Genomic DNA, 16,655 nt, shown 5'->3' with positions numbered 1-16,655 from the left:
TTCGGGCGATCGCCTGGGTCACGGTCAGGACGTCTGTCAGGTCTAAAGTTCGGGTGATCACCTGGACCGCGATCTGGTCTTCTATCAGGTTTAAAGTTAGGTCCGTGGTCTGGATGTTTTTTTGGCTTTAGCTTTTTATGTTTGGGAGGAGGCGGAGGTTTATGCCCGCGCTTGTTTCTATCTGCAAATAAATTGTCTTTTTCTTGTAAAAAGGCAAGTTTTACAAAGGATGAGTCGACACTGTTTACGATTTGCATGTTTTCTGCAGGATCGCTTATGTCGCTTAATGGTAAGGAAAAAGCACATCCTGACCATATAAGTAAAGAGCAACTTCCGGCTATAATAAAAGATTTCATAGAAGTCTCCTATTGCTGTTTGCCTATTACTTACTCTATAAGGGTAAACTTAGGGAAAATATAGTAAAGTATTGTAAATTTGTGACAACTATAAAGATTCTGTACAGACTGGGTGTTTAAATTCTGTCTATGTTGAAGGATTTTGTTAATTGAGGTGATGTTGGGAGCATATATAAACCGGCGCATGAGCGCCGGCAAAGTGTGTAAATAAGAGTTAAGCGTTGTGGCGAGCTTCACGCATAATACGTTTCATTTCACGCACCGCCTCGCCAAGACCCGTGAATATTGCCCGGGCGATGATGCTGTGTCCGATATTGAGTTCTTCCATTTCAGGAATTGCAGCGATCGCAGCAACATTGTTGTAATTAAGGCCGTGGCCTGAATTTACGTGAATCCCTAAAGAATGTGCATATGCAGCCATTTCTTTTAGACGATTAAGTTCAAGAGTCCTTGCTTCATCGGTTACTGCATTAGCATAAGCACCGGTATGAAATTCAACATAAGGCGCACCTACTTTTAAAGCGGCATCGATTTGTTCTTTTACCGGATCAATAAACAATGAAACTTTGGTTCCGACTTTTTCAAGTTTACGAATGGCTGCGTCGATTTTGTTCATTTCTCCGACTACGTCCAATCCGCCTTCTGTGGTGATTTCCTGACGGCGTTCAGGAACAAAGCAGGCAGCCTGCGGAGCAAGCGCTGCGGCAATACCTAAAATATCATCGGTAACTGCCATCTCCAGGTTTAATTTAGTTTGTACCGTTTCACGAATAATTCTGACATCGCGGTCAGTGATATGACGGCGATCTTCACGTAAGTGCGTAGTGATTCCGTCGGCACCGGCCATTTCGGCAACAGCAGCTGCAGTTACGGGATCAGGATAGGTGCCGCCGCGAGCATTGCGGACGGTTGCGACATGATCGATGTTTACGCCTAAATAAATTTCTTTCATAGTTGTAGCCTGTTTTTTTAATTGAAGAAATTTTTTTCAATTATAGAACAAAGTTGTAAAAAGAAAGGACACGGTGCATGAGTTTAATTCTCATACACCGTTAGTGCGAGATTAACTTTTGCTTAAATCAATATCGGCAGGCTTGGGAGGTTCTTTTAAAGCCAGAATAATGAAGATAGCTAAAACTAACGCAGGAAAAATAGTAGCAATCATTCCGATTCTCAGACCGAAAATATCTCCGACAAATCCGGTAATTACCGATTCAACGTATCCCATGCCGAAAGTAAAGCCGAGCATCATTGATGCGGCAAAAGCGGCATTGCGGGGTAAGAGACGCTGTGCCCAGACAATAGCTGCAGGAGTGGAACCGTACATGCCGGCACCTGCTAAAAACAAGGCAACCATGGATAAGAACGAGATATCAAGGCGCCATAAGAAAAAGCCTAAAGCTATTATGGTAACGATATAAGTGGAAATAATTAAAGATCTGAGTCCGAACTTGTCTGACAAACCGCCGGTCGCTAATCCTCCGAAGACAGTACCTACAAGAAGGCACATCAAAGCAAGGCCGCTTTCAACGGTTGAGTAGCCGTGATCAGTAAGCAAAAGCGGCAAGAACACAACTAAAGCGCAGTAGCACCATGATCTTAGGGCAATAGACGTATTTAAAAAGATAAACTGTTTAGATTTTATGATGCTTTTTAAGTTTATCTGCGGACCGTTGCCGCTGTCATTGCGCGGCGGTGTGACATAGAGCCTTTGCTTATATACCATCAGAGAAACGATAAGCGCCAATAGGAACAGAGCCGGCAGGCTCTTGTCGGTAAATTGTTCGATAAACGCGGCAATGATGAGCGGCGCGATGGCAAAGCCTAAATTGCCGCCTGCTATATAAATACTGGTTGCAAATGTCTGATAGCGTTTTGGCGAAATATCATGAACAATCCCCGCACTTATCGGATGGAAAGCCGAGCTGCAGATACCGGAAAGCAGAATGATGAAAATAAGAACGTAAATATTGGGACTCCATCCCACGATACTGGCAAAAAAAGCACCGGTTAAAATCGATAAAGGCATCAGATAATTTACCGGTTTTTTATCTGCCCAGATACCGATAGGCGGCTGCAGGAAGTTGGTTGAAACTGAGAATACCATGAACAAAGCCGCGCTTTGGGAGTAGGAAATTCCGTAACGGGCAGCCAGAATCGGCAGCATGATTGGCAGGACGTTACAGAAAAAGTCACTTGTAAAGTGAGAAAGGCTCATGATTGAAACATTCGACCATGAGGCTGCAGGAAGGCTGATGGCGGTAACAGTTGCTTTCATAAAAAGTAGCTTAAATTTTACTGAGATACGGTTAAAAGCATTTTTTCCAAATCTTCTTTAGTAAAATTATAAATTTTACCGCAGTGCTGACAGGTCATGGAAGTACCGTTATCAGAAATAAGATTTTCAAGTTCAGTGCGAGGCAGACCTTTTAATGCTCTTTCACAGCGTTCGCGCGAACAAACGCATTTAAATTGAATTTCCTTAGGATCAAAAACCTTTACTTCCTCTTGAACAAAAAGATTATGAAGATTTTGATATAAAGACAGTGATGTGATTTCTTCATATGTCATGGTTGAGCAAAGGGTACTCAAATGTTCAAGCGACAGATGGTTATCCTTTATTTCAGGGATAATCTGCAGCATGATAGCACCCGCTTTATGCTCTTTAGCATTTGCATAAATAAAGAAAGTGGTGTCAAGCTGCTCCGAATTTTTAAAGTAGCCTTCCAGGGCTTTGGCAAGGCTTACGGTATCAAGGCTTACGATGCCTTGCCATTTATTGCCGTCTTCAGGGAAAACGGAAATAACCAGGACGGCATCTTCTCCGCAGATATCTTTAAAACTCAGCTCCCCTTCATAATCGTTGCCTTCAATTAAAGCGGCACTGCCGTAAAACGACAAATCTTTATCGATGTTGATTAAGGCGTATTTTATGGCGTGATCTCCCTTACCGCCTAAAATCTGTACCATGATTTGACCGTTGGCTTTAAGCGTTGAACCGATAAGAATTGCCGAGCAGGCAAGCTCAATTAAAAGCTGTTTTACTGAAAGGGGATAATTATGGTGTTCTAAAAGTTTAAAACAAGGGGTATCCATCTGCATAATTTCACCGCGAACCCCGTGTTTTTCAAAAAGAAAACGAATTATTTTATTTTGAGTATCTTGATTTAAGACTTCGGTCATTTTTAATCCTCTTTTTAAAAACCGTTTTGTTTAAGGTTGATTAGAGCGCGGCGTTCTTTTTTATTAGGTTTGGTGTCAGGACGCGGATTGATAAGTGCAAGTTCTTTATTCATTCGGGAAATTTCTTCGCGGCGCTTAATGCTTTCTTCCGTCTCTTTATAAAGAAGCTGAGCTTCCTTTGCAGGACCTCTGGTGTCGGAAATGCCTAATACCACGATTTCGCGGCGGGCATTACCTTGCAGAAGCTTTATTACTGCACCTATTTCAACAGGTCGCGCTGGTTTGGCGCGGGCCCCGTTGTAATCAACTTTTCCGCCTTCGATCATTTGCCTTGCTATAGAACGGGTTTTATAAAAACGCGCCGCCCACAGCCATTTATCGATACGAACCGTTTTTTCTTTTTCTTCGCTCACTTAGTTTAATCTTCAACCTGAAAATGTGTTAATTTGACATGTGAAGTATAAGTGAAATCTAAAATAAGGGATAGCGTTATGAATCTTAGCGCGTTAAAAAAGAATCCTCCGCAGATTTTAGGAAGGCGCAAACACAAAGTTTCAAGAATTTTTACGGTAGAAGAGCTGGATTTGCAGTTTTCTAACGGTACTAAAACCGTTTATGAAAAAATTTGCGGCGGATCGGGGGCCGTGATGTGCATTCCCTTTGACGGAACACACTTTTTATTAAGTTCCGAGTATGCCTGCGGGCTTGAAGGTTACTCTTTAGGTTTTGTCAAAGGAAAGATAGATAAGGGAGAGACTCCGGAAGAGGCTGCCGTAAGAGAACTTGAAGAAGAGATAGGTTTCGGGGCAAAGCGTCTTACCAGATTGCGCAGGACTATGACTGTAGCTCCCGGCATGCTTGAGCTTAAGATGCACGTGTTTTTGTGCAGAGATCTGTATCCGTGCAAGCTTACAGGTGATGAGCCCGAGCCTATTGATATTATTAAGGTATCGATAGAAGAAGCTAAAAATTTACTTTTTGACGTTGATTCTCCGCTTATGGAAGCACGATCTATAGGAGCATTGGCACTTTCTTTGCATGAAATTGGTGCAATCTAGTTATTTGTTCTGTTTCTTGCCCTATAATTTTCTTTTACATTTTTTAGATTAGATGACGGTCTATTGCCGTCTTTAAAATTAGGACGCAGCCTAAAAGCTTGCATTTTGCTACTTTCCTTTAGGAGTACAGTATGCGCCACTTGTTAACCGGTTTTGAATTTTCTCAAGACGAGTATCTTGATATTATCAATACCGCCGCATCAATGAAAAAAGATCCTAAAGCTTACGCTGACACCTTAAAAGGCAAAGCCGGAGCTTTGTTATTTGAAAAACCTTCTTTACGTACCCGAACCACTTTTGAACTTGCTTTGTTCCGCTTAGGCGGTCACGGAGTTTATCTTGACGAGCAGAGCGGAGAACTAGGCGTACGTGAAACTATCGCTGACTATGCCCGTAATCTTTCGCGCTGGACCGACTGCTTAATCGGCCGTGTATTTTTGCAAAGAACTTTAGAAGAGTTAGCGGCAACCGGATCCGTTCCCGTGATTAACGCTTTATCCGATTTATATCATCCGGCCCAGGCTATGGCCGATTATATGACCGTAGGGGAGCATTTGGGATCAATTAAGGGTACAAAGCTTGCGTATTTAGGCGACGGTAATAACGTAACTAATTCTTTGCTTGTAGCCGGTGCTATTTTAGGCGTGAACGTTACATGTTTCTGTCCTCTCGGCAAGGGACCTGATGTTCAGATTTTTAATAAGGCAGCTGAAATTGCCCGTAAGAACGGTTCAAAACTTGAAGTTTTAAGCGATCCTTCTAAAATATCAGGATTTGACGTCATTTATACCGATACTTGGGTATCTATGGGTGATAACACTCCGCTTGACAGCGTGAGAAAGCTTTATATGCCGTTCCAGATTAATGATGAAATGGTAGAAAAATCAGGCGCTAAGATTGTTTTGCATTGTCTGCCGGCTCATCGCGGTTACGAAATTACCGACTCGGTTATGGACGGCCCGAAATCAGCAGTTTTCGATGAAGCGGAAAACCGTCTGCATATTCATATGGCTTTGCTGGCAAAACTTGTCGGCTAAGACTTTTTGAGGAAATAAAAGATGTTAAAGCATGAGAAGAAACAGTATAAAAAGGTTGTCTTAGCTTATTCCGGCGGCCTTGATACTTCAACTATCGTTCCTTGGCTTAAAGAGAACTACGGCTGTGAGGTCGTATGTTTCGTTGCTGACGTAGGTCAGGAGCGTGAGGATTTGGACGGTATTGAAGATAAAGCCAAAGCCTCCGGTGCAACAAAGTGCATTGTTAAGGATTTACGCGAAGAGTTTGTTCGTGATTATGTCTACGAGACCTTCAAGACCGGTGCTATCTACGAAGGCGATTACATGTTAGGTACCGCAATCGCTCGTCCGGTTATTGCCAAGGCTATGGTTGCTTGTGCTCTTGAAGAAGGTGCAGATGCGATTGCTCACGGCGCTACCGGTAAAGGTAACGATCAGGTGCGTTTTGAAAGTGCCGTTGCCGCTTTGGCTCCGCAGCTTGATGTTATCGCTCCGTGGCGTATTTGGGATATGCAGTCTCGTGAGGAGCTGCTTGCTTATTTAAACGAGCGTAATATCCCGTGCAAGACCACTTTAAAGAAGATTTACAGCCGTGATGCCAACGTTCTTCATATTTCAACCGAAGGCGGTGAGCTTGAAAACACTTGGAATCCTGCCTCTGAGAATGTTTGGGTTTGGACTACCGATCCTTTAAAGGCTCCTGATACTCCTGAAACTGTTGAAATTACCGTTGAAAAAGGCGTCGTTACCAAGATTAACGGTAAAGACATGACTCCGTTTGAGTCTATCAGCTTCTTAAATGAAATCGGTGCACGTCACGGTGTCGGTCGTGTTGATATTACCGAGAACCGTCTTGTCGGCATGAAGTCCCGCGGCTGCTATGAAACTCCGGGCGGAACCATTATTTACAAGGCTCTTCGCGCTATTGAACAGCTGGTTTTAGATAAGAATACCCGCTTGTATCGTGAACATTTGGCAATTGATTTTGCCCAGCTCGTTTATGACGGCCGCTGGTTTACCCGTTTGCGCGAAATCATGATGGCAGCTGCTGACGAGATTGCAAAAGACGTTAACGGTAAAGTCGTTGTTCGTCTTTACAAGGGCAATATCGATGTTATTCAGAAGGATTCACCTAACAGCCTCTTTAACTTTGATTTCGTAACTTTCGGTGCTGACCAGGTTTACGATCAGAAAGACGCTGAGGGCTTTATCCGTTTGTACTCTTTGCCTTCACGCATCCGCGCTTTAAACGAGCAGCAGCGTAAGCAGTAATTTAGGAGATGATACGCCTAAAAAGACGTATTTTCCCTTCGCAATAGAATGAAGGGTATGTCAAAATAGAGCCTGACTAAAAAAGAGAGTCGGGCTTTTTTCGTTTTATTTACACAGGATTATTTGTTATGGCTTTATGGGGCGGCAGATTTACTCAAGGACCTGATCAGAGATTTAAAGATTTCAACGATTCTTTAAAATTTGATTATCGTATGGCAATTGAAGATATTGACGGATCGGTAGGCTGGGCCAAAGCTTTATGTGAGGTCGGTGTTCTTACGGAAAAAGAATGCGCTGATTTACAGCAGGCTTTAAAAGATCTTAAAGAAGAAGTCAGTAAAGATCTGCACGCGGTTGCCGTTGCCGGAGATGAAGATATTCATTCATATGTTGAAAGACGCCTTATTGAAAAGGTCGGCGATTTAGGTAAGAAGCTTCATACCGGAAGAAGCCGCAACGATCAGGTAGCTTTAGATTTAAAACTTTGGTGCCGCGGGGCGGTGGATGAGATTTTAAAGGCAATTAATCATTTGCAATTAACTCTTTTGGATTGCGCCAAGCGTCATGAGGGAGATATTTTCCCCGGCTATACCCACCTGCAGCGTGCTCAGCCGGTTACTTTCAGTCATTTTCTCATGGCTTATGCTCAGATGTTTGAGCGCGATTATGCCAGATTGGAAAATGCTCGCGAGTTAATGAATGTTTGCCCTTTAGGCTCTGCGGCTTTAGCAGGAACGGCTTATAAAATTGATCGAGAAGAATTAGCTAAATCTTTAGGGTTTAGCGGTCCTACACGCAACAGTCTTGATGCCGTGTCGGATCGCGATCATGTTCTGGAATTGTTATCCTGCGCTTCAATTTCCATGATTCATTTATCCCGTTTTGCTGAAGATTTGATTATTTACAACAGCGGCGAGGCCAATTTTATTGAATTGTCCGACAAGGTAACCTCAGGATCTTCATTAATGCCGCAGAAGAAAAATCCCGATGCTTTAGAGCTTATTCGCGGTAAATGCGGACGCGTCGTCGGCGCATTGTCCGGCATGCTGGTAACCGTTAAAGCTTTGCCGCTTGCTTATGATAAAGATCTGCAGGAAGACAAAGAACGTTTGTTTGATGCGATTGATACTTGGCATGACTGCCTCTATATGGCAGCGCTGGTACTTGAAGATCTCAAGCTTAACAAGACCAATGCAATTAAAGCGGCTAAGGGCGGATACTCAAACGCAACAGAGCTTGCTGACTATCTTGTAAGTAAGGGCGTTCCTTTCCGTGAAGCTCATTCCATTGTCGGACGTACCGTTTTGTATGCAATTCAAAAAGGTAAAGCTCTCGAAGATTTATCAGTTGATGAGTTTGAGCAGTTTAATAATGTCATCGGCGGTGATGTTTATGAGGCTTTAGAGCTTAGCAATATTATCAAGAAGCGTGATGTCATCGGCGGTGTCGCTTTCAATCAGACCACAGCTGAAATTGAAGCGCTAACTGCAAAAGTTAAAGCTCGCATGTAAAATTTTAGTCAAATTAACAGCGGCGCCTTTTGAGCGCCGTTTGTTATTTGGTGTGCGCGGCATGCACACAATCCAGGAGGTGAAAGTCCTCGGATCGGCTGTACAGGGCAAGATCGAAGCCTAGCACAAGGTGGATGCCGTGAGGCATTGGCTGAAAGCAGTGTGATGGCATGACTCAAGCGCTCCGACGAATAGAAATCGCATCAGGCCGCCAAGTCGGGAGAGTCTGCCAAACAAGACGTAACCCAAATCTGTAACGTAAGACGAAACGGTAAATGCGGCGGAGCCGAGTTAAGGATTAGTGTCGCTTACCCGCGGAGGTCTGACAGGTAGCGTAAAACGCTATAGGTAAAGCCGAACCGGCAGAAGTCAGATGTGGTCATAGTAGCTGTGAGTATCAGCGAAGGGCCGAAACATTAGATGTGCAAAAGCGCGCAAAACTGCACGTGAAGATGAAAACCGCCGAAAACAAAGGAAACCTAATCTGCCTGCAAACCGAACGTATAACGGCGGAAGCGGTGGGAAAACCCCGTCAGCAGGAGGAAAGGAGCGGAGACACGAGCACACAGCAAACAAGTAGCACGAGGATCAAGAAGGTGGTAACCTTAGAAGCTATACTCGGGTACGGAAACCTGAAAGAAGCCGCGCTTGCAGTACGCAGGAACAAAGGGGCAGCAGGAATAGACGGAATCAAAACAAAAGAGCTCGTCAAGTGGTTCTATGACCACCCGTACAAGCTGACGGAGTCCATCAAAAGGCGGTACATACAAACCGCAGCCAATCAAAAGAGTATACATACCAAAGCCCAACGGTGAAAAGCGACCTCTAGGCATTTCAACAGTGGTGGACAGGACGGTACAGGCCGCAGTGGCAAACGTCCTGCGGGATGAATATGAGAGTCAATTCTCAGACGGCAGTCACGGCTTCCGCCCACAAAGGGGATGCCGTACAGCCATAAATCAAGCGCTAAAGTATGCCAACGAAGGATATACTTACGCTATAGATTTGGATCTGAGAAAATTCTTTGACACCGTGAACCATAGCAAAATGCTGCAGGTGCTTTACAAGACAATCAAAGATCACTAGAGTGATGAGGCTAATCAGCAGAATGCTGAGAGTTAAAATCATGGAAGAGGGGAAGTGCACCAAGTCACAAATCGGGTTACCGCAAGGCTCAGCCTTAAGTCCCGTATTAGCGAATATCCTGCTTAACGAGTTGGATCAAGAGCCGGATAGAAGAGGCCTGCACTTCATCAGATACGCTGACGATCTTTTGATTTTGTGTAAAAGCCAAAGGGCGGCGGAAAGAGTGCTGATAAGCATCAGTCGCTTTATCGAAGAAAAGCTTTTCCTGCAAATAAATAAGGAAAAGACGCAGGTAAGCAGGCTGAGCCCTAAGGTCAAATTCCTTGGATTTGGCTTTTATCAGAACAGGAATGGCACATGGACAGCCATCGTGCACGCTAAGAGTCGGGCAAAGTTACGCGACAAAATGCGAGAGTTGCTCGACAGGAGGTGTCCCCGGGGCATCGAAGCTACAAAAGAACTGTTCAATTCCATTCTGAGAGGTTGGGTAAACTATTACGGATCTGCCATTAGTAAATCCTACGGGGCAAGTGAAGATGGCTGGATACGACGCAGAATACGCCAAATTTATCTCAAGCAATGGAAAAGGAATTGGACACGTTTTGTAAAGCTATGGGGAATGCACGATAATAAGCCCGAAATGGAGTATAGGTGTGCAGAAATAGCGTTCTCACACGAAACATACTGGGCAAGAGCCAAAACGTCAAACCACGTTCTTACAAACAATATACTCTACAAGGAAGGCTGGCAAACGATCGCCGCACTCAAAAGAAACACAGAGAGTGTGGTACTAATCTAATGGGGAGCCGTGTGCGTTAGAGCCGCATGCACGGTTCGGAGGGAGGGGCAAGGCGCTAAACGCCATCCCCTACCCTATTAAGTGATAGTTTGGTTCTCGGCATCAATAATGTACGCAAAATAATGAAGCATTGTTCCCGAAAGAAGTTCTAGACCGTATTTTTGTTTTTCTATTTGATTTTTTGCTTCTCTTAATAAATTTGTTTGCTGTTTTTGGCTTTTTGCTAATTTAAATTCAAAAATTAATGCATCGTTTCCTATGATGGCAATCAAATCAGATCTGCCGTTTAAATTGGTACTTTCACGTAAAACATTTACTTTACTGTAAAGAAGTGCTTGCCAAATAGCGTCTCTGCATAAACTTTCATTAACTAAAATTTTAGATGTGTAGCTAAATTCATGAAGAATTTTTGTAAACAAAGATGCAATTTTTTGTGCGCTGAAAGTTTTCAGTGTGGAAATAACATGTTTGGAACTGGGACTTTGCTCACTTTTAAGAACATACTTTAACATCAATTTGGATAATGCTCTGTCAATTTCCAAATTGGGAACTTGCAGATAAAGATCGTCTCCGTCACTTTCGTGAATACTGAAATAGCCTGCTTGAGATAAAAGAATTTGTTTGGGCATAGTGATGAAAATATCTGCCGATTATTGTTTTTTTTTGATGTAGTTTAAAAAATTAATTATTTTAATGCACTATACTGATAACAAATAAGGTGTTTATGTGTTTTACGGATGTTTTTAAATGCTTGAAAATTTTATTCGTGCTTATGCCGATAGGATGGCGTTCCCTTCTGAACTTATCAAAGAAGCGGCAGCAAGCGATGATAAGCAATTTGTTTTAACGCTTGCGGGTAAATTCTGTGTTTTAAATGAAATAGCTTTGGAAGATAGGGTATATGCCCAAGCGATCATGGCTTTTGATAAAAGCAGCGATGATACTTTAAGCTTAATTAAAAATACTCGCAATAAGTTAAGAAATAGGGGAGGAGAGTACGGTTTTATAATTATTGACGACAAAACAGGCGCAATCGGTTTTTATGCCGCTATTTGTCTAAATGATTGCGACGTCGGATCCTTTTTTAATTTTATGCAGGCACTGTTGCGTGTCGGTGCGGCAGTGAGCGGGATCGAAGATTCGCAAGCCTATTTAGATAAAGTTGAAGCCTACCGTGAGTTTGATTTTGAGAAATGGCTCAAAAACGCCGGAATTTCCAGGGAGGTTCTTGCAAGTCTCGGTTTTTGTATCGCTTTTAACGACGTTTCGGTGTTAATTCATCTTATAGAGTCAAATAAAAGCGTGCATCTTGTAAGTCTTATCGCTTCTGATGTCAAAGGTACGGGTTTTGTGCAAAGTATCGCAAATAATGCTGCATTCAATGCTTTAAAGGGATTTGTCGTACGCGGCAATGCGCTTTATTTTGAAAGCATTATTTGTGCTCCTGATTTTGCTCCTGAGGATTTTTCATCATTTCTTGCAAACCATGCATCAGATGCGAAAAATGCTGTGTCCGTTTACAAACAAAGCATTAAAAGTGAAGAAATTTCGACTGACTCTGCAGTAGATGAAAGCATGCAGGATAGTGTTTTATCAGTATTAAGACAGAATTTTCTTGAGGTGTAATATGACAGAACGAGTATTTTCCGACAGCAGTTTGCTGCAGCAAATTGACAATTTATCTTCAAGAGAGCTTTCCCAAGAGGAGTTTTCCGCACTAACCGATGTCAATAACAAGGGCGGAAAAGTCTCCCTTGATGATGAAGGCAAAATTTTCGTTATCCGTCCCGAGGCTCGCCGTCATAACAGTTTCGTTCGATTTTTTGTAGGACTGTTTAAAGGTCATGATGCAAAAATAGCATATCAAAGAGAGCAAAGAGCTTTAGATAGATTGGAAGACTTTAAACAAAACGCGGAATTTTGTTCTGCTTTACAAACTGTCGTCGCTAAGTATGTGATGAAAAATATAGCATCCTCAAATCTTGGCGATATGAACAGCAAGTTTGAATATAGCCGTGTGGTTTGGGGAAATTTGTCAAGGATCGTACAGCCCGAGTCAGAAATCAAAACCGGGGATGTACAGAAAGCCTTAGACAGCAGCCGTCTGATGACAGACACACGAATATCCAGAGCCGTGATTTTGTCTTCATGTAAGAGTCAAGTCGGTTTTGACAATATTTATTTTCACGGTAAGACAATGGGGCCGCGCGAGTTCGTTTTAATGCAAAAGATGGAAGCTGAGCATCAAAGAGAATTGCAGGCAGCGCAAAATGCCGCACCCGGAACTCAGGAGCCCGCAGTTAAAGATGGAGCGCAGCTGCTCCAGTGGGCTGAAAAACAACTGACGAGCGAGGAAAGCGTCATTACCGGTCTTAATTCTTATATTATGTCAAATCCCGATTCTGTGGAACTTTTCCTTGATCGACAAGATATTGACCGCATGTGTGAATTATTGGCTGACCCTAAAGGACTTAAAGGAGACAAGGGTGAGGAATACAGTAATCTTTTAGGTAAGGTTGCCGTTAACTTTTATCAAAAAGTTGCTGAGGTAGCGCAGCAGCGTATTGAACAAGGAGACGATCCTAAGGATGTGGCCACGAGTGTGGCAACCATGCTGTCTATCTGCGGACGCTCGCAGTCCCCTGCGGATTTTGTACAAAATATTCAAGCGGCAATGGCGGTAACGCCACCTGCTGTTACTGACGGTCAAAATCCAAATGATGTCAATGAGCTGCAAACTAGAGCAGCCGTCCGTACGGCGTCATTGCAGCCTGAGGTTTCAGCACAAACTGCAATCAACAAGATTAAGCAGTTGGCTCAATCTTTTAAGGTTTCAGTACCCATAGACGATAAAACTGCATCCAGGATTGTAAATTTCTGCGAAAAAATGAGAGTTATGCCTGAGTTTTTCATGAAATCTGTGGCCGAGCTTTCTGAATTGCTTGCAGAAATTAATACAACAGGACCTTCACAAATTAATGAAAAAATATCCGAGCTTGCAGAAAAGGTAAGAGAGTCCGCTAAAGAGTCCAAAAAGGCTACACATCCTAATGAGCCTAATTATGTTCCTTCACCTGAGGCTCAGGATTATTCCACTACCCTTAAATGTGCAATGGTATTTTTAGGCTTTACTGCAGGAGCTCAGTCTTTGCAAAGATTGTTCAGGTTAAGCGATTGCCTTGAAAATGCCAGTTCTCTGCTGTTTGGAGTTGCCAGCGAAGATAGCAAATCAGATGCTTATCAAGCGGCATGTTCAGTAGCCGGCGGACAGTTGGTTCCTTTGTGTTCGGCTGTAAAAGATGCCCAAGTTAATATTTTAGGTAATGCCCCTGTGCTTAATGAGCACGAGACATTTGAAAGCATGAGCGTTCAAGAGCGCGAATTGACGGTATCGCTTGTTTCTAAACTTTATTTGCAGACTAGGGAAGCGAATAATTTAATTTCATTGTGCCGTACTGGTCTTGCTGAAAATGAGTTAAGGATTTTTGAGGAGGAGATTACTCAGATCCCTAATAATTTAAGGCGTGTATCCTCGGCTGAATTTGAAAATTTGAGTATTACGGAAGCCGATACCGCCAAATCCACTATGCCTTCTAATATCTCTACAGCAGGTGAACAATCAGCTTACGTTGATGCTCTTGAGTTTGACTCGGTTATAGCAAAGGCAATTAAAGACGCCCGCGACAAGGCAATTTTCGTGGTTCGCGGTTAATTGAAAGACAAACCAGTTTATAAGAGGATTTTGCTGTATAAAAAAGGCATCTTGCGATGCCTTTAATAAGTGCCTTTGCTTAGGTATTAAATAAGAGTGCGCATGGTAGCTGTTACCCCGGTACTTATTGCCTGATGCAGCAATTTACCGACTTCATTCATTAATGGGGTATCGGAGGCTATGTTTTCACCCCACAAAGAAGTGTCGGAGAATACCGCGTCGGCAACAGCTACCGCGCTGTCTTGAGTTCCTTGGTATAAAGACCAGGCTTTTACCAGGACAGAAACTGCATGCTCGTCATCAACAAACTCTCCGGTCTTGCCGTTTGCACGTTTTACCTGTACGGGAACACCTGCGGTGTCTTTGTATAACATCAGATATGCGGCAAGTGAGAAGCAAAGACGATTAGGCAGCATGTCTTTTGCTCTTGCATCTTTTACGGTGGAAAGAACGCGAGCTTTAATCTTTGACGTGCAGTTCATCAAAATTGAAGCAAGCTTATGATGCATGGATTTGTCTTTGAAGCGATTGACCACATCATCGGCAAAGGATGTAAGCATTGCTTTATCAAGATTTACTGCAGGAATGATGTCATTATAGATAACTTCATTAGCAAATTTGCCGGTGACTTCGTCAAACATCATTTCATCAACGGTTTCAAGACCCGAAAGGAAAGCTGCCGGTACGTTTGAGGTGTGTCCGCCGTTTAAAATACGTACTTTTCTTAAACGGTATTTGGTGATGTCTTTATCTACGACAACGTTAAGACCTGCCTGAGCAAACGGCAGTAATTCTTTTACTTTGTCATCACCTTCAATAGCCATGAAGTGGAAGATTTCGCCGCAAGTCATAAGTTCATCTTTATAACCTATTTTTTCAAAGTACTTTTCGGCGTTTGTCGGATATCCTGAAACCACGCGGTCGACAAGAGTATTCAGGAAAATGCATTCGTTATTTAAATAGCTGACAAAATCAGCACCTAAATCAGCGTCATTAGCGTGCTGTAAAACGATATTTTTAAGCTTGGTGCCGTTGTCGTCAATAAGCTCACACGGCATGATGACAAGGCCTGAACCTTTTTGCCCTTTATAGTGCATAAAACGCTTATATAAAACTGCGGTTAATTTGGCAGGAAAGGATAAAGGGGCTTCTTTTGATAAAAAATCTTCTTTGATATAAGTGATGCCGGCTTCCGTTGTGTTTGAAAAAATAAACTGTAAATCTGCAGAGCAGGCGTCTTCTAATATTTCTTCCCATTGGGTGTAGGGATTTTTGGCTTTAGCAATGGAATTTACGATTTCGATTTGTTCTGTGTCTTTACCGTTAACAACTCCGTGTAAAACAGTGGTGTAAAGGCAATCTTGGGTAAGTAATTTCGGTACGACTCGTCCGCGCGGAGTCGGCTGTAAAGCTAAAATGCGGCCGTTGAATAAGTTTTGCTCATTCAGCTTTTCAACCATCCAATCAATAAAACCGCGCAGGAAGTTGCCTTCGCCAAATTGCATTACCTTAATCGGTAAATTGCTTTTATATTGCGGTTTTACTTGAAGATTTAAAGTTTCCATAAAAATTCCTTATGCCTAAAAAATAACGGGAGCCTAAGACCCCCGTTAAAGCAGTTGTTACTTGGTAAAATCGATTTCTACTTTCAACATATCTGCTCCGTGAGCTGCAAAGTCTGCAAAGGCTTTAGGAGCATCGTTGAAGGCATAGGTATTGGTAATTGCTTTGCGTAAGTCAACCTTACCGCTTGCAACCAAATCGATGAGGTTTAAGAAATCAACTTTCAAGGCATTGCGGGAGCCGAATACGTTAAGCTCTTTCTTTTGCAATAAGGTGAAGTTGAAATCAAGATTCTTTTTACCGACTCCGATTAGTACGACACGGCCGCCGAATGCGGCTGCGTCAACAGCGCTTTGGAAAGTTGAAGGAAGTCCGACAGCTTCGATGGCAACGTCAAAGCCGTTACCGTCAGTTGCTTTAAAGCACTTGTCGATAAAGCCTTCACCGTCATTTAAAATGCCGCCGTCAAGACCAAAGTTTTCAACTGCATACTGCATTTTCTTTTCGGCAACGTCGGAAATATAGACTTCGGCACCCTGTGATTTAGCGGCTACTGCGGCTAATGCACCGATTGTGCCGGCGCCTATAACCAGTACTTTATCTCCGGCTTTGACTTTACCGCGGGTAACGGTTCCGTGATAGCTGATGCAGAAAGGCTCAATTGCGGCTAAAACGTCAGGGGCAAGGCCTTTGCCGTCATAAATGCGTTCAATCGGCATTGCAACGTATTCGCTGAAAGCGCCGTCACGCTGGGCACCTAAAGTTTCATTGTGCTCGCAGCAGTTAACCAAACCGCGGCGGCAGGAATAGCACTTGGTGCAGTTAAAGTACGGATTGCAGGTTACGACCATGCCTTCTTTAAGGTTAGGAGCATCACCGTTTATCTCTACGATTTCGGCAGAGAACTCATGTCCCGGAATACGGGGATATGATGCGTAGGCAAAAGTTCCTTTATAGGTTCCCAAATCGGATCCGCAGATTCCGCCGCGCAATACGCGCAGCAGTGCTTCACCTTTTTTAGGAGTAGGTTTGGGGGTGTCAATAATTTCAACTTTACCCGGCTCAGGAATAATGATTGTCTTCATTTAAGCAAAACCTC

At 43.1% G+C, this 16,655-nt stretch carries 16 protein-coding genes; 8 read left to right on the top strand and 8 right to left on the bottom strand.

Annotated elements, in window-relative coordinates:
• The 5 genes from HMPREF9444_RS05240 to hslR form a co-directional block, all read right to left on the bottom strand.
• Window positions 1–356, bottom strand: a 356-nt coding sequence (locus HMPREF9444_RS05240; protein ID WP_198002761.1) for a hypothetical protein, incomplete at its 3' end; no start/stop codon positions are given.
• Window positions 357–570: 214 nt separating this feature from the next.
• A complete protein-coding gene (gene pdxJ, locus HMPREF9444_RS05235; protein ID WP_009143342.1) occupies window positions 571–1,308 on the bottom strand; it encodes a pyridoxine 5'-phosphate synthase in 738 nt (245 codons plus the stop codon).
• Between the two features lie 111 nt (window positions 1,309–1,419).
• Window positions 1,420–2,634, bottom strand: coding sequence for an MFS transporter (locus HMPREF9444_RS05230; protein WP_009143341.1), 1,215 nt, complete (start codon window positions 2,632–2,634; stop codon window positions 1,420–1,422).
• A 17-nt stretch (window positions 2,635–2,651) separates the two neighbouring features.
• Window positions 2,652–3,539: an Hsp33 family molecular chaperone HslO gene (hslO, locus tag HMPREF9444_RS05225; RefSeq protein ID WP_009143340.1), complete on the bottom strand. Its 888-nt coding sequence runs from the start codon at window positions 3,537–3,539 to the stop codon at window positions 2,652–2,654.
• A 14-nt stretch (window positions 3,540–3,553) separates the two neighbouring features.
• Complete coding sequence (gene hslR, locus HMPREF9444_RS05220; protein WP_009143339.1) at window positions 3,554–3,952, bottom strand: ribosome-associated heat shock protein Hsp15; 399 nt, start codon at window positions 3,950–3,952, stop codon at window positions 3,554–3,556.
• Between the two features lie 78 nt (window positions 3,953–4,030).
• Between hslR and nudE the strand changes: the two genes are divergently transcribed.
• The 6 genes from nudE to HMPREF9444_RS11335 all read left to right on the top strand — a co-directional run bounded on the left by nudE (window position 4,031) and on the right by HMPREF9444_RS11335 (window position 10,281).
• Window positions 4,031–4,597, top strand: coding sequence for an ADP compounds hydrolase NudE (gene nudE, locus HMPREF9444_RS05215; RefSeq protein WP_009143338.1), 567 nt, complete (start codon window positions 4,031–4,033; stop codon window positions 4,595–4,597).
• 131 nt (window positions 4,598–4,728) lie between these two features.
• On the top strand, window positions 4,729–5,634 hold the full coding sequence (gene argF, locus HMPREF9444_RS05210; protein WP_009143337.1) for an ornithine carbamoyltransferase: 906 nt from the start codon (window positions 4,729–4,731) through the stop codon (window positions 5,632–5,634).
• Between the two features lie 21 nt (window positions 5,635–5,655).
• On the top strand, window positions 5,656–6,885 hold the full coding sequence (locus HMPREF9444_RS05205; protein ID WP_009143336.1) for an argininosuccinate synthase: 1,230 nt from the start codon (window positions 5,656–5,658) through the stop codon (window positions 6,883–6,885).
• 128 nt (window positions 6,886–7,013) lie between these two features.
• The gene (gene argH / locus HMPREF9444_RS05200) at window positions 7,014–8,396 is read left to right on the top strand and encodes an argininosuccinate lyase (RefSeq protein WP_009143335.1); all 1,383 of its coding nucleotides are present in this window, start codon (window positions 7,014–7,016) and stop codon (window positions 8,394–8,396) included.
• Window positions 8,397–9,176: 780 nt separating this feature from the next.
• On the top strand, window positions 9,177–9,482 hold the full coding sequence (locus HMPREF9444_RS11340; protein WP_148514369.1) for a reverse transcriptase domain-containing protein: 306 nt from the start codon (window positions 9,177–9,179) through the stop codon (window positions 9,480–9,482).
• 4 nt (window positions 9,483–9,486) lie between these two features.
• Window positions 9,487–10,281: a reverse transcriptase domain-containing protein gene (locus HMPREF9444_RS11335; RefSeq protein ID WP_320410105.1), complete on the top strand. Its 795-nt coding sequence runs from the start codon at window positions 9,487–9,489 to the stop codon at window positions 10,279–10,281.
• A gap of 77 nt (window positions 10,282–10,358) precedes the next feature.
• Here HMPREF9444_RS11335 and HMPREF9444_RS05190 read toward each other — a convergent pair whose 3' ends face one another.
• Complete coding sequence (locus HMPREF9444_RS05190) at window positions 10,359–10,910, bottom strand: PD-(D/E)XK nuclease domain-containing protein (RefSeq protein WP_009143331.1); 552 nt, start codon at window positions 10,908–10,910, stop codon at window positions 10,359–10,361.
• A 118-nt stretch (window positions 10,911–11,028) separates the two neighbouring features.
• Between HMPREF9444_RS05190 and HMPREF9444_RS05185 the strand changes: the two genes are divergently transcribed.
• Together HMPREF9444_RS05185 and HMPREF9444_RS05180 are read left to right on the top strand one after the other, a co-directional pair.
• Entirely contained in the window at window positions 11,029–11,907 is an 879-nt protein-coding gene (locus tag HMPREF9444_RS05185) for a hypothetical protein (RefSeq protein WP_009143330.1), read from the top strand.
• Window position 11,908: 1 nt separating this feature from the next.
• Window positions 11,909–13,993, top strand: coding sequence for a hypothetical protein (locus HMPREF9444_RS05180; protein WP_009143329.1), 2,085 nt, complete (start codon window positions 11,909–11,911; stop codon window positions 13,991–13,993).
• 86 nt (window positions 13,994–14,079) lie between these two features.
• On the opposite strand, the gene HMPREF9444_RS05175 is transcribed toward HMPREF9444_RS05180, so the two are convergent.
• Window positions 14,080–15,558 (bottom strand): tagaturonate reductase, encoded by a 1,479-nt coding sequence (locus HMPREF9444_RS05175; RefSeq protein WP_009143328.1) that lies wholly within the window; start codon window positions 15,556–15,558, stop codon window positions 14,080–14,082.
• 57 nt (window positions 15,559–15,615) lie between these two features.
• The gene (locus HMPREF9444_RS05170) at window positions 15,616–16,641 is read right to left on the bottom strand and encodes a zinc-binding alcohol dehydrogenase family protein (protein ID WP_009143327.1); all 1,026 of its coding nucleotides are present in this window, start codon (window positions 16,639–16,641) and stop codon (window positions 15,616–15,618) included.
• Window positions 16,642–16,655: the final 14 nt, after the last annotated feature.

This window comes from Succinatimonas hippei YIT 12066 (assembly GCF_000188195.1).
GTDB classification, from domain to species: Bacteria; Pseudomonadota; Gammaproteobacteria; order Enterobacterales; family Succinivibrionaceae; genus Succinatimonas; species Succinatimonas hippei.
This window is presented reverse-complemented; position numbering and strand designations above follow the sequence as displayed.